Annotated in this window: 12 protein-coding genes; 1 reads left to right on the top strand and 11 read right to left on the bottom strand. The window is 63.0% G+C overall.

All coding sequences use genetic code 11. The features are described from left to right. Nucleotides 1-84: 84 nt before the first annotated feature. Complete coding sequence (locus tag ACU0AG_RS04490) at nt 85-396, bottom strand: Hpt domain-containing protein (RefSeq protein ID WP_482781061.1); 312 nt, start codon at nt 394-396, stop codon at nt 85-87. A 70-nt stretch (nt 397-466) separates the two neighbouring features. Between ACU0AG_RS04490 and ACU0AG_RS04485 the strand changes: the two genes are divergently transcribed. Next, nucleotides 467-3,007: a coiled-coil domain-containing protein gene (locus tag ACU0AG_RS04485; RefSeq protein WP_482781060.1), complete on the top strand. Its 2,541-nt coding sequence runs from the start codon at nt 467-469 to the stop codon at nt 3,005-3,007. Here ACU0AG_RS04485 and ACU0AG_RS04480 read toward each other — a convergent pair. From ACU0AG_RS04480 to nuoI, 10 genes are all read right to left on the bottom strand, one after another. Continuing rightward, a complete protein-coding gene (locus ACU0AG_RS04480; RefSeq protein ID WP_482781059.1) occupies nt 3,004-3,285 on the bottom strand; it encodes a DUF1467 family protein in 282 nt (93 codons plus the stop codon). The two genes, ACU0AG_RS04485 and ACU0AG_RS04480, sit on opposite strands and share 4 nt — an antisense overlap. Then, entirely contained in the window at nt 3,285-4,940 is a 1,656-nt protein-coding gene (locus ACU0AG_RS04475; protein ID WP_482781058.1) for a ribonuclease J, read from the bottom strand. Before ACU0AG_RS04475 ends, ACU0AG_RS04480 begins: the two co-directional genes overlap by 1 nt. A 23-nt stretch (nt 4,941-4,963) precedes the next feature. Beyond that, nucleotides 4,964-5,758 (bottom strand): type III pantothenate kinase, encoded by a 795-nt coding sequence (locus tag ACU0AG_RS04470; RefSeq protein ID WP_482781057.1) that lies wholly within the window; start codon nt 5,756-5,758, stop codon nt 4,964-4,966. Between the two features lie 15 nt (nt 5,759-5,773). Beyond that, a complete protein-coding gene (locus ACU0AG_RS04465) occupies nt 5,774-6,484 on the bottom strand; it encodes a biotin--[acetyl-CoA-carboxylase] ligase (protein WP_482781056.1) in 711 nt (236 codons plus the stop codon). Beyond that, complete coding sequence (gene nuoN / locus ACU0AG_RS04460; protein ID WP_482781055.1) at nt 6,481-7,959, bottom strand: NADH-quinone oxidoreductase subunit NuoN; 1,479 nt, start codon at nt 7,957-7,959, stop codon at nt 6,481-6,483. The genes ACU0AG_RS04465 and nuoN overlap by 4 nt, the downstream gene beginning before the upstream one ends. Next, nucleotides 7,959-9,509, bottom strand: coding sequence for an NADH-quinone oxidoreductase subunit M (locus ACU0AG_RS04455; RefSeq protein ID WP_482781054.1), 1,551 nt, complete (start codon nt 9,507-9,509; stop codon nt 7,959-7,961). The genes nuoN and ACU0AG_RS04455 overlap by 1 nt, the downstream gene beginning before the upstream one ends. Before the next feature lie 14 nt (nt 9,510-9,523). After that, nucleotides 9,524-11,515, bottom strand: coding sequence for an NADH-quinone oxidoreductase subunit L (gene nuoL, locus ACU0AG_RS04450; RefSeq protein ID WP_482781053.1), 1,992 nt, complete (start codon nt 11,513-11,515; stop codon nt 9,524-9,526). A 6-nt stretch (nt 11,516-11,521) separates the two neighbouring features. Next, on the bottom strand, nt 11,522-11,827 hold the full coding sequence (nuoK, locus tag ACU0AG_RS04445; protein WP_482781052.1) for an NADH-quinone oxidoreductase subunit NuoK: 306 nt from the start codon (nt 11,825-11,827) through the stop codon (nt 11,522-11,524). Then, nucleotides 11,824-12,447 carry an NADH-quinone oxidoreductase subunit J gene (locus ACU0AG_RS04440; RefSeq protein ID WP_482781051.1) on the bottom strand — a complete coding sequence of 208 codons (624 nt, stop codon included), beginning with the start codon at nt 12,445-12,447 and terminating at the stop codon, nt 11,824-11,826. Before ACU0AG_RS04440 ends, nuoK begins: the two co-directional genes overlap by 4 nt. A gap of 134 nt (nt 12,448-12,581) precedes the next feature. Beyond that, a complete protein-coding gene (nuoI, locus tag ACU0AG_RS04435) occupies nt 12,582-13,070 on the bottom strand; it encodes an NADH-quinone oxidoreductase subunit NuoI (RefSeq protein ID WP_069310315.1) in 489 nt (162 codons plus the stop codon). Between the last annotated feature and the right edge of the window lie 259 nt (nt 13,071-13,329).

Raw genomic sequence — 13,329 nt, 5'->3', positions numbered from 1 at the left:
CTCTGGTGCGGGATTGGCGCGTTCGGATCAGGGGTTCAAGCCGCTTTGTCGCAGGACGGCGCAGGCAGGCGACCGACCGGCGAACTAGCGTCGGCTGGCCCGTGCGAAACGGCCCAGCACGCCCTCGATCTCGCGGATCGCCATCGGTTCACCGGGCGCGGCATGCAGCGCGATTTCGGCGGCCTGCAACAGATCGTCGGCATGAAAGCTGGCAGCGAGGCCTTTGAGCCGCATGGCCGCAACATTCCAGTTGCCGTCGCAGCGCGCCCGCTTGAGCAGATCAAGCTGGCGGTTGGCGCTTTCCAGAAAGGCAGCACGCAACTCGCGCATCAGCGCGGCATCATCGCCGGCCGCTGCCGCGAGGGTCGCATCGAGGGCTCCGTTATCAAAGGCCATGGCCAACGGCATAGCCGCAATTGGGTTAAAGCGGGGTTTATCCCGATTCCGGCTGTGGTATGAGGCGTTCATGGCAGGACGGCATCAGATGCGCGCTTTCGGGCGCGGGGGCAACGAGGACACGGCGGCTGAGGCTGCTCTGGGCGAACAGCAGGCAGCACCGCTCGATCTCGGGGACAGCTGGCTCGAAGAGGCCGAAGAGACGCCAGTGGCGCACGCTCCTGCGCGGTTCGGCTGGGTGACACCGGCACTGGCTTTGCTCGCTGTGGCAGGATGGACCGGCTTTTTCGGCTGGGCCAACAGCGCGGCGATGCTGGCCAGCCCCGCGCCTTCGGACTGGGCAGCATGGCTGGTGCAATGGTCGGTGCCGGCAGCGCTGATCGGTATCGTGTGGCTGATCGCGATGCGATCATCCCGCGCCGAGGCCCGCCGCTTCGCCGCCGTCGCCGCGCACATGAGCCAGGAAAGCGCTGCGCTGGAAGAACGGCTCAAGGTGGTGAACCGCGAACTCAGCCTTGCCCGCGAGTTTCTCGCCGCCCAGTCCCGCGAGCTTGAATCGCTGGGCCGGATCGCAGCAGAGCGGATTTCGACCCACGCAGCCGAATTGCAGGCCCTGATCGTCAGCAATGGCGCGCAGGTCGATGCCATCGGAACCACCAGCGAGACTGCTCTGGGCAATATGAACCGGCTGCGTGATGATCTGCCGGTGATCGCCAACGCCGCCCGCGATGTCGCCAACCAGATCGGCGGCGCCGGACGCAATGCGCAAGACCAGCTGGAACGGCTGGTGGCGGGGTTCGAGCGGCTCAATACCTTTGGCAGCGCCAGCGAAACGCAGGTGCGCAGCCTCGGATCGCGGGTCGGCGAGACACTGGCCGGGTTCGAAGACCAGCTCTCCCGCATCGAAACGCTCGTCAGCCAGCGATTTGTCACGCTGCAATCCGATGCCGAGGCCTATCGCGCCCGGCTCGACACGCTGGAGGCCGAAGCACTGGCGGCGCTGGGCGAACGGGCGCAGCAAACCGCAAGCGAAACCGAGGCGATTGCCGATCGCCTGCGGAGCGCGAGCGAAACTGCCCGCGAACAGCTGGAAGCCAGCATTGCCGCACTTCACGAAGGTCTGGTCGAACGGCTCCGGCTGGTTGACGAGATCGATCGCGCCACCGGCACGGCATCGGCGCAGCGGATCGAACAGCTCCGTGCCGATGTCGCAACATTCGAGGCGCAGATGGCCGAACGCAGCATCGCTCTCGCCGAGCAGATCGAACAGCGGCAGGCCGCTTTCGAGACGCATGAGGCGCAGGCCAGCGAAGTGCTCGCACAGCGCCTTGCCAATCTTGATGATGCACTGGCGCAGCGACGCGAGGCGCAGATCGCGGATACCGAAAAGCTGGTTGCCCATGGCGAGGCGATTACCGCGAAGCTGGAGGAGCTGGGGCAGCTGATGCTCGCAATCGACCGGCAGGGCGAAGCGGCCCGTGCCAGTCTTGCGACAGGGCTCGGCACGCTCGGGCAGCAATTGGCAGACAAGCGCACGGCACTTGCGCAAACCGAAGCGCGGCTGGCGGAACTTACCGAAAGCGGCATCCGGCTGCTGGAAATCATCCAGTCCGGCGCCCGCGCCACCCGCGAAGATCTGCCCGCGGCGATTGCAGCAGCGGATGCCTCACTGGCAGCAACCGAAAGCCGCGCCGAAAAGGTCGGCCAGCTTATGCTCCGGTCGAGCCAGCAGGGTAGCGATCTTTCGGACTATCTGGTCAAGACCCGTGCCGAAATCGACGCGGCGGAAATCGCCATTGCCGGATTCAAGGCAAGGCTGGCAGAAGATGCAGAAGATGCCCTCGCCCGCTTGCAAGGGTTGCGCGGCGGATTTGCCCGGTTGGCAGAGGAAAGCGGGGCGCTGGCATCCGGGGCGCAGGACGAATTGCGCACCGCGCTTGAAACGCTTGAGGCCGCGATCACAAGTGCATTTGCGACCCTTGACCAAGGCGCCCGCGAGAAGACTGCGGCGCTTGCGGAAGACATCGGCGGCGAAGCGGTGCAGGCGCTCGAACGCGCCCTGCGCAACGAGGCGGCGGCGACAATCGGCAAGCTTGAGCAAGCCGCAGCGCACGCCTCGGGCGTTGGACGCGAGGCGACCATCCAGCTGCGCGACCAGCTGGTGCGGGTCAACGAGCTGACCGGCAATCTCGAGCAGCGCATCACCCGCGCCCGCGAACTGGCTGAAGAGCAGATCAACAACGACTTCGCCCGGCGGATGGCGCTGATCACCGACAGCCTCAACTCCGCCGCGATCGACATCACCTCCGCGCTATCGACCGAAGTGACCGACACGGCGTGGGATGCCTATCTCAAGGGGGACCGCGGGATCTTCACGCGGCGTGCGGTGCGGCTGATCGACAACGGCACGGCCAAGGACATCGCCACGCTTTACAGCGACGACGAGACGTTCAAGGGCAACGTCAACCGCTACATCCACGATTTCGAAGCGATGCTGCGCGCCATGCTTTCGACGCGGGACGGCCACGCGCTGAGCGTGACGGTGCTGGGTTCCGAAATGGGCAAGCTCTACGTTGCACTGGCGCAGGCAATCCAGCGCTTCCGGAGCTAGTTGCGCGCCACCGGAGGCTTGGGCAGGACGTCGATATCGGCGGCGGTGATCCAGCCATTCTGGTAGTTGGCGACGAACAGTCCCGTCAGCACCGCAGCAACCACCGCAGCTCTGGCGGCAACCTTGCCCGGCCGGAAATTCACCGGGGCACTTTCGGCCTGCCCGGGGACCTTTTCGACACCCGCCTCGTCCGCAGTGCGCACGCCGAAGGGCAGCATGACAAAGGCGCTCATCACGAAAAACAGGAAATAGATCGCCGCAATCGAGGTGATCTGCATCAGACCGCAGCCCCTGGCATGACCACCCGAACCTGCGGCTTCTTGCCGGACCAGCGCTGCGCCGCCCGCCGTGCCGCAAGCCGCGCCGCTTCGTGGATTGCCGCCGGATCACGGGCGTCCTTGCCCTTCAGCCGACCAATCGCTGTCAGCACATCGCCGGTTGCCTCTTCGAGAAAGGCAGGAAGGTCCTCGTCCAGCGGCAGGCCAACGGCCTCGATCATCGGACGGGCCCCGCGCGCCAGAACGACCACGAGTACGCCTTCAGATGCGATGCGACGGCGCATGGTGATCGCCTCGCCATTGGCGGGGGCGATAATGTCGCCGTCGAGCACCAGACGCCCGGCGCGCACTTCGGCGAGCTTGCCCGGCTTGCCCGGCGCGAGACGCACGATGTCGCCGTTTTTCTGCACCACCTGCGAAGGTATGCCGCTGGCCTTGCCGACCCGTGCCTGCTCCATCATGTGGCGCATCTCGCCGTGGACCGGCACCAGCACCTCGGGGCGCAGCCACTCGTAAAGCGCTTCAAGCTCGGGCCGTCCGGGATGGCCCGACACATGGATGAAAGCCTGCCGATCGGTCACCATCGTGATCCCGCGCGCGGCCAGCTGGTTCTGGATCTTGCCAATCGGTATCTCGTTGCCGGGGATCTGGCGCGATGAAAACAGCACCACATCGCCCTCGGTCAATTCGATCGGGTGATTGTTTTCGGCGATCCGCGCCAGCGCAGCACGCGGTTCGCCCTGCCCGCCGGTGGCGATGATAAGCACCTGGCCACGTGGCAGGCCCATGGCGGTGTCAAAATCGACCGGCGTGGGAAAATCCTCAAGATAGCCGTTATCCTGCGCCACCTCGATGATCCGGTCGAGCGAGCGCCCGGCAACGCAGATTTGCCGCCCCGTCTCGCGCGCCACATCGCCCAATGTCTGGAGCCGCGCGACATTGCTGGCGAAGGTCGTGACGACGACCCGCTTGCCCTTGTGCCGGGCAACCTCGTCCATCAGCGCCTGATGCACCGCGCCTTCCGAGCCCGAAGGCTTGGGATTGAACACATTGGTCGAATCGCACACCAGCGCGAGCACGCCCTCATCACCGATCGCCCGCAGTTCCGCCTCAGTGGTCGGAACGCCGATGATCGGATCCTCGTCGAGCTTCCAGTCACCGGTGTGGAAAATCCGCCCATGCGGTGTGTCGATCAGCAGAGCGTTGCCCTCGGCGATGGAGTGCGCCAGCGGCAGATAGCGGACTGTGAACGGCCCGATGTCGATCGCGCCGTGATCATCCTCGATGATGTTGAGCTCAACCTTCCCCAGCAGCCCCGCCTCTTCCAGCTTGCGCGCGACGAGATCGGCGGTGAAAGGTGTGGCATAAAGTGGCACGTCCAGTTCACCCGCAAAATAGGGCACCGCACCGATGTGATCCTCGTGCGCGTGGGTCAGCACAATACCGAGCAGGTCTTCAACCCGTTCCTCGATGAATTCGAGATCGGCGAAGACCAGGTCGACCCCCGGATACTCCATACCGGAGAAGGTCATGCCCAGATCGACCATCAGCCATTTGCCCTGACAGCCGTAGAGATTGACGTTCATGCCAATCTCTCCCGACCCGCCAAGGGCAAGGAACAGCAACTCGTCTTCCGGGGTAAAATCGTTCTTCACAATGTCTCTTACGTTGGCAACGGTCAGGCGGTTTCGGCCTGCCGGGCGAGGATCGCGAGGCCATCAAGCGTCAGGTCGGCATCGACGTGATCAAAGATTTCGGTGGCATCGCCAAACAATATGGCGAGGCCGCCGGTAGCGACAACCTTTGCCGGTCGGCCGATCTCCGCTTTCATCTTGGCGACCATGCCTTCCATCATCGCGACATAACCCCAGAACACCCCGATCAGCATCTGGTCTTCGGTATTCCGTCCGATGACCGAACGACTGGCAGGGGCGCGGATCGCGATGCGCGGGAGTTTGGCGGTCTTGCCCACCAAGGCATCGAGCGACAGATTGATTCCCGGCGCAATCGACCCGCCCTTGTAGGCGCCGGTGAAATCGACCGCCTCGAACTTGGTGGCAGTGCCGAAATCGACCACGATCAGGTCGCCGCCATACTTGTGGTGTGCAGCCAGGATGTTCAGGGCGCGATCGGCGCCCAGCGACGAAGGCTGGTCAACATCAATCTCGAACCGCCAGCGGGCTGCACCCTGCCCGGCAAACAGCGGCGTGATGCCGAAGTATTTCTGGCACAGCACCGTAAGGTTGTGATCCGCACGCGGAACCACCGAGGCAACGATGATCTGGGCGATGGCGTCCCGCTCGACCCCTTCGATCTTGAGCAGTTGCAGCAGCCAGACAGCATATTCATCGCCTGTCCGGCGCGGATCGGTGGCAATCCGCCAACGGGCGCGGATGGTGTGCGTGCCGTCCGACTGATAATCGAACAGCGCAAAGACGACATTGGTGTTCCCGACATCGGCAGCAAGCAGCATGGGATGCGTTCCTTCCTAGGAAATATCGCCAGCGCGAATGACACGTTCGCTGCCATCCGCCAAGCGCAGCCGCAACGCACCATCGCTTTCCTCAAGCCCGGCGAAGGAACCTGACAGAACCGAACCATCAGTGTCATGGACCTTAACGGGCGAGCCTTGCGCATGGATGGACACGGCGAGAAAAGCCTGGAGTGTCGGACCGAGACCATAGGTGCGCCACGCTTCCAGTCGCCGGTCGAACGCTGCGGCAAGGCCGCTGGCGAAATCTTCCAGCACCGGTGCAGCCATGACATCAGCCAACGCGGCAGTCTTGCGGTCGGGCAGTTCCGGAGCGCGTGCGAGGTTCACGCCGATCCCGACGATGACAACGCCTCGCACCATTTCAAGCAGGATGCCGGAGAGCTTGCCTCCGTCCAGCAGCACATCATTTGGCCACTTGAGCGAAAGGTTGCCATTCTCGCCGAGCATCGCCAGCGCGGCATCGTAGACCGCCAATGCGGCAACGAAACTGAGACTTGCGACCGGAGGAGCGCCCTCGCCCGGCACAACCGCGGTCGAACCCATGAAATTGCCCGCACCGTCGAACCACTCGCGACCTTGCCGCCCGCGCCCTGCGGTCTGTCGACGGGCGACCAGCCAGCGACCCTCTGCCCACCCCTCACCGGTGCGGACTGCAGCGGCAAGGTCGGCGTTCGTCGAGCCGGTCTGTTCAGCGATCTCGATCAAACCGCAAGGAACAGCGAAGCTGCGGCCTTGTCGGCCAGATCGGTGAGCGACGGGGTGAGGAGGTATCCCAGAGGGGATACAATCAGGGCTGTCAGTCCCAGCAAGACCCAATGCCCCGCCGGGCTCTTGCCGGTGACCACGCCGGCCGGCTCATCGAAGAACATCACTTTGACAAATTTGATGTAATAGAACGCGCCAATCACGCTCGCGGCAATCGCGATGGCCCCGAAGGCCACAAGCCCCGCCTCGATCGTCGCCTGAAACACCACGAACTTGCTGTAGAAACCGAGCAGCGGCGGGATGCCCGCCAGGCTGAACATGAACACCAGCAGCGCCCAGGCAATTGCCGGACGGGTCACAGAAAGACCGCGGATGTCGGCAAAGGTTTCAAACAGCGCGCCGTCCTCGCCGCGCAGCATCAGCAGCGCAACAAAGCTGCCGAGGCTCATGGCGACATAGATGAACAGATACACCAGCATCGCCGCGGCGCCCGCCTGATTGGCCACCGCAAGGCCGAGCAGGATGAAACCGATGTTATTGATCGACGAATAAGCCAGCAGCCGCTTGAGGTTTTCTTGCCCGATCGCCCCCAGCGCGCCGAAAATGATCGAGGCCAGCGCGGTGAACATGACGATCTGCTGCCATGCGAGAACCTGACCACCGAACACTTCGAACACCACCCGCGCGGTCAGCGCGACAGCTGCAACCTTGGGCGCAGTGGCGAAGAATGCCGTGACCGGGGTCGGCGCGCCTTCATAGACGTCGGGTGTCCACATGTGGAACGGCACGGCGCTGATCTTGAAGGCGAGACCCGAAAGCACGAAGATAACGCCGAACAGCGCCCCGGTGCCCATCTCGCCGGTCAAGCCTGCACGCACTGCCGTGAACGCGGTTCCGCCGGTGAAGCCGTAAAGCAGGCTCATCCCGTAAAGCAAGATGCCCGAAGCGAGCGCGCCAAGCACGAAATACTTCAGCCCCGCCTCGCCCGAGCGCGTGTCCTTGCGCAGGATCGCGGCGAGCACATAGGCAGAGAGGCTATTCAGCTCGAGCCCGAGGTAGAGGCTCATGAAATCATTGGCGGACACCATGATGCTCATGCCAACCGCCGCGAACAGCACCAGCACCGGATATTCGGCTCGCATGCCGCGCTCGGTCCCCGCAGCCGCGCTGTCGAAGAAGGCCGGGGCGATCATCAGCGCGCCGATGGCGGCAAGGTAGATCAACGCCTTGGCGAAAAGCGCGAAGCTGTCGACCTTGAGCAATCCGCCAAAAGCCAGCGTTGCAGGGCCATCCGTTCCAAGATGAAGTCCCGGCACCAGCAGGAAGCCCGCGACAAACAGAGCGGCAGCGGCGCCGATGGCAATCTGGCGAGCGCCCTTGTCGCCGCTCCATGCGGCAACCAGCAGCAACACGAGACCCGAAAAGCTTAGCAGCAGTTCGGGGATGATGAGGCCAAAGGAGTGAGCGAAATCCATCAGTGCGCGCCCTCCTTGGCGCTCGAATGTTCAGGCAAGGCGTTTGCAGCCTCGGCGCGGGGCGCACCGGCCGCCAGTGCGGCATCGCCGGCAGGAGCCGCCGCTGCAAGCCGCGCATCAAGCACGGCAATGTCAGCGCGCATCGGCGCAAGGAAGCTTTCGGGATAGACCCCCATCCACAGCACCGCTGCGGCAATCGGGGCCATCATCACCCACTCGCGCGCCGTGATGTCTGTCATCTTCGCCGCGTCCTCGTTGACCTGCCCGCCAAACGCCACACGGCGATAAAGGTAGAGCATATAGGCCGCGCCAAGGATGATGCCGGTGGTTGCCACCAGCGCGACAAGGCTCGACGTCTGGTAAATGCCCGCAAGCGCCAAAAACTCGCCAACAAAGCCGCTGGTGCCCGGCAAGCCAATGCTCGCCATGGTGAACAGCAGGAAGAACAGCGCGTAGTAGGGCATGTTGATCGCCAACCCGCCGTAACGCGCAATCTCGCGGGTGTGCAGACGGTCGTAGATCACACCCACGCACAGGAACAGCGCGCCGGACACAAGGCCGTGGCTGAGCATGATGATCATCGCGCCTTCCAGCCCCTGCACGTTAAAGGCAAAGAGGCCGACGGTAACAATCGCCATGTGCGCGACCGAGGAATAGGCGATCAGCTTCTTCATGTCGGCCTGCACCAGCGCAACCAGCGAGGTGTAGACCACCGCCACCATCGACAGCGCGAAAACCAGCCATGCAAACTGCGCCGAGGCCTCCGGGAACATCGGCAGGCTGAAGCGGATGAACCCGTAGCCGCCGAGCTTCAGCAGCACGCCGGCAAGGATCACGGAGCCTGCCGTGGGTGCCTGCACGTGCGCATCAGGCAGCCACGTATGGAGCGGCCACATCGGCACCTTCACCGCGAAGCTCGCGAAGAATGCCAGCCATAGCCAGGTCTGCGCCTCTGCCGGGAAGTCATACTGCATCAGCGTCGGAATGTCGGAGGTGCCAGCCTCGGCCACCATCCAGAACATCGCGATCAGCATCAGCACCGATCCGAGCAGGGTGTAGAGGAAGAACTTGTAGCTTGCGTAGATGCGATTGTCCCCTCCCCATACGCCGATGATCAGATACATCGGGATGAGGCCGGCTTCGAAGAAGACGTAGAACAGGAACAGGTCCTGCGCCGCGAAGGTGCCGATCATCAGCACTTCCATGAACAGGAAGGCGGCCATGTATTCGCCGACGCGCTTCTCGATCGAATCCCAGCTTGCAAGGATGCAGACCGGCATCAGGAACACGCTGAGCATGATCAGCAGCAGTGCGATCCCGTCGATCCCCAGCGCATAGCTGAAGCCCGCGAACAGTTCGGCCTTCTCGGTGAACTGCCACTGCGGGCCACCGATCTGGTAATTCGACCACAAGACGACGCCGAGCGCAAAGGTGACAAGCGTCGCCGTCAATGCGATCCAGCGGGCGGCATTGGCACCTGCAAACAGGCACGCCGCAGCCCCGGCCAGCGGCACGAGCATCATCAGCGACAGGATGGGAAGGCCTTCCATTACGAAGCGCGCTCCTAAAGCAGAACGTAGGTGACAGCGGCGACCAGCCCGAGGAGCATGATCAGCGCATAGGTGTAGACGTAGCCCGACTGGATCGACTTCGCGGCCGTAGCGCTGCGATCGACCACCCAGGCGATGCCGTTGGGGCCGAAGCGATCGATCGTGCCGATATCGCCCAGCTTCCAGAAGGCGCGGCCCAGCGCGAAGGCAGGCTTCACGAAGATCGCATCATACAACTCGTCGAAGTACCACTTGCGGTAGACGAAGTTGTGCAAAGCGCCGAAGGTCGCGACGAACTTCGCAGGAATGTCGGGCTTGGCGATGTAGGCGATGTAAGCGCCCGCAAAGCCGAGAAGCATGACGATGAGGGCCGAATACTTCACCCAGTAAGGCACCGCGTGCATCGCGTGGATCAGCGGTTCATTGTAAAAGATCGAACCGGCCCAGAAAGCGGCGTCGTCCAGGAACTTGGGAGCGAACACCTGCCCCGCGGCGATAGCCCCGATTGTCAGCACGCCCAGCGGGATGAGCATCGGCACCGGGCTTTCGTGCGGGTGATAGCCGCCGGTGGTGTCCTCGCCCGCCTGCTCCGGTGTTTTGTGGACGGCGTGCTGAATATGCTCGCTTTCGATCCAGCGCGGCTTGCCCCAGAAAGTCAGGAACAGCAGCCGCCAGCTGTAGAAGCTCGTCAGCAGAGCCGCGCCGACTCCCAGCCAGAACGCGGTGGTCGAAACCTGCGTACCGCGCGCAAAAGCAACTTCGAGGATCGCGTCCTTTGACCAGAAGCCGGCAAAACCGACGCCCAGATGGTAAACACCGAGGCCCGTGATCGCCAGCGTGCCTGCCAGCATTGCGTAGAAGGTGAACGGGATGTGCTTACGCAACCCGCCGTAATAGCGCATGTCCTGCTCGTGGTGCATCGCGTGGATTACGCTCCCTGCGCCAAGGAACAGCAACGCCTTGAAAAAGGCGTGGGTGAACAGGTGGAACATCGCCGCCCCGTAGGCACCGACGCCTGCGGCGAAGAACATGTAACCCAGCTGCGAGCAGGTCGAATAGGCAATCACCCGCTTGATGTCCCACTGCGTCGTGCCGATGGTCGCGGCGAAGAAGCAGGTGGCAGCGCCGACGATGGTGACGATAGTGAGCGCGGTCGGCGCGGTCTCGAACATCGGCGAGAGGCGGCACAGCATGAACACGCCCGCCGTCACCATGGTGGCGGCGTGGATCAGCGCGGAAACCGGCGTCGGCCCCTCCATCGCGTCCGGCAGCCAGGTGTGCAGGCCCAGCTGCGCGCTCTTGCCCATCGCGCCGATGAACAGGAGGATGCACAGGATGTCCATCGTGTAGAGGCGCATCCCGACGAAGGTGATCGTCGATCCGCTCATGGCCGGAGCCGCCGCGAGAATCTCGGTGATCGAGGTGGTCTGGAACACCAGATAGGTGCCGAAGATGCCAAGCATGAAGCCAAGGTCACCCACTCGGTTGACCACGAAGGCCTTGATCGCCGCCGCTCCCGCCGAGGGCTTCTTGAACCAGAAACCGATCAGCAGGTACGAGGCAAGGCCCACGCCTTCCCAACCAAAGAACATCTGAACCAGGTTATCGGCCGTCACCAGCATCAGCATCGCGAAGGTGAACAGCGAAAGGTAGGCGAAAAAGCGCGGCTGGTCCGGATCTTCCTCCATGTACCCCCACGAATAGAGGTGCACGAGCGCCGAGACCGAGTTGATCACTACGAGCATGATCGCGGTGAGCGTGTCGACGCGCAGGCTCCAGTCAAAGCTGAGCGTGCCGCTTTCGACCCACTTCAATACCTGCACGACTTCGGCACTTTCGGTCCCGCCGATAAAGCCCAGAAAGATCGGCCAGCTGAGCCCTGCCGAAAAGAACAGCGCCCCGGTGGTCACGGACTTCGCCGCCACATTGCCGATCATGCGGTTGCCCAGCCCTGCGATAAGGGCAGCAGCCAGCGGCGCGAACACGATGATGAGGATCGAATTCACGAGCGATTACCCCTTCATCCGATTGATATCGTCGACCGCAATCGAGCCGCGGGTACGGAAGTAGATCACCAGGATTGCAAGTCCGATGGCCGCCTCGGCCGCCGCGACAGTCAGCACCAGCATGGCAAACACCTGCCCCACCAGATCCTGCATGAATGCGCTGAAGGCCACGAGGTTGAGGTTCACCGCCAGCAGGATCAGCTCGACCGCCATCAGGATGACGATCACGTTCTTGCGGTTGAGGAAAATCCCCAGCACACCGAGCACGAACAGGATCGCAGCCACGGTAAGATAATGTTCAACGCCGATCACAGCTCGACCCCCTGCCCGACTTCCGGGTTCTTCATGACGGTTGCATCTTCCGGACGCCGGCGGATCTGCTTGCCAACATCCTGCCGTGCACGCGCACCCGGCTTGGGTGGCTGGAAGGTCAGCACGATCGCGCCGATCATTGCGACCAGCAGGATGATCCCTGCGATTTCGAACAGCAAGATGTACCGGCCATAAAGCAGCGCGCCCAAGGCCTCGATATTCGAGGTGTCAGCGGCCTGCATCGCAGCGCCGTCAGGCGTGCCGAGAGTGATGCCGCCCGCGTTGTAAGCGCCCACTGCCAGCAGCAGCTCTGCCAGCAGAACGGCAGCAATCGCCAGCCCCAGCGGTGCATTGCGGGAAAAGCCTGCGCGCATCGCGGCAAAATCGATGTCGAGCATCATCACGACGAACAGGAACAGCACCGCGACCGCGCCGACGTAAACGATCACCAGCAGCATGGCGATAAACTCGGCGCCCACCAGCACCATCAGGCCTGCGGCGTTGAAGAACGCCATGATGAGCCAGAGCACCGAATGCACCGGATTCTTCGCCATGATCACCATCACGGCGGCGCCGACCACGATGGTCGCGAAGAAATAGAAGGCGATGGCCTGTATCATGATGATCCCCGTGTTTTGCCCCCTGCCCCATGTGGCGGAGCCGACCGCAAAACCGTCCAGTTTGATCCCATATTCCCTTTGCAAAATCCCGGTGTCCGCCGGTCTCTCGCAGCATTCGAAAGTTTTGGCGCGCCCTAGCGATAGGGGGCGTCGGCTTCAAGATTGGCCGCGATGGCCCTTTCCCATTTGTCACCATTCGCAAGCAGCTTGGCCTTGTCGTAGAGCAGCTCCTCGCGGGTTTCGGTGGCGTATTCGAAATTCGGCCCCTCGACGATGGCATCGACCGGGCAGGCTTCCTGGCAGAAGCCGCAGAAGATGCACTTGGTCATGTCGATGTCATAGCGGGTGGTGCGGCGGCTGCCGTCCTCGCGCGGCTCGCTCTCGATGGTGATCGCTTGCGCGGGGCACACGGCTTCGCACAGCTTGCACGCGATGCAGCGTTCCTCGCCGTTGGGATAGCGCCGCAGCGCATGCTCGCCGCGAAAGCGGGGCGAGAGCGGGGCTTTCTCAAACGGGTAGTTGATCGTCACCTTGGGCTTGAAAAAATACTTCAGCGTCAAGGCGTGCGCCTTGAGGAATTCCCAGAGGGTGAAGGATTTGATGAGGTGGGAGACGGTGGTCATTATGCTTTTCCTGCCGTGTCGCGAACAGGCTGACAAACTCCGCCGAATTCGTTGCCGGAGCTGGCCTGAACAATGCCGACATCAATTCTCTCGGGATCGCCAACAAGCAGACGCGCTTCGATCTTGCCGAGCTTCTCGTGCTTCACCTGGACTAGCACCGCGCCACCATCAATGCCGCCGCCTGCGCTGACGATCTTGCCGCGCTCCACCGAGCCGTCGGCGTTGATAATTGCTGCAAAGGCTTCGCCATCAGGCACGC

The organism is Erythrobacter sp. RANMB8 (assembly GCF_056848235.1).
The sequence above is the reverse complement of the archived record's forward strand: the minus strand, read 5'-3'. Positions and strand labels throughout refer to the sequence as shown.

Coding starts and splice junctions, on each gene's coding strand:
- ACU0AG_RS04440 (WP_482781051.1), bottom strand. CDS start 12,447: ATGATACAGGCCATCGCCTTCTATTTCTTCGCGACCATCGTGGTCGGC.
- ACU0AG_RS04455 (WP_482781054.1), bottom strand. CDS start 9,509: ATGGAAGGCCTTCCCATCCTGTCGCTGATGATGCTCGTGCCGCTGGCC.
- ACU0AG_RS04490 (WP_482781061.1), bottom strand. CDS start 396: ATGGCCTTTGATAACGGAGCCCTCGATGCGACCCTCGCGGCAGCGGCC.
- nuoI (WP_069310315.1), bottom strand. CDS start 13,070: ATGACCACCGTCTCCCACCTCATCAAATCCTTCACCCTCTGGGAATTC.
- nuoN (WP_482781055.1), bottom strand. CDS start 7,959: ATGGATTTCGCTCACTCCTTTGGCCTCATCATCCCCGAACTGCTGCTA.
- ACU0AG_RS04485 (WP_482781060.1), top strand. CDS start 467: ATGGCAGGACGGCATCAGATGCGCGCTTTCGGGCGCGGGGGCAACGAG.
- ACU0AG_RS04470 (WP_482781057.1), bottom strand. CDS start 5,758: ATGCTGCTTGCTGCCGATGTCGGGAACACCAATGTCGTCTTTGCGCTG.
- ACU0AG_RS04480 (WP_482781059.1), bottom strand. CDS start 3,285: ATGCAGATCACCTCGATTGCGGCGATCTATTTCCTGTTTTTCGTGATG.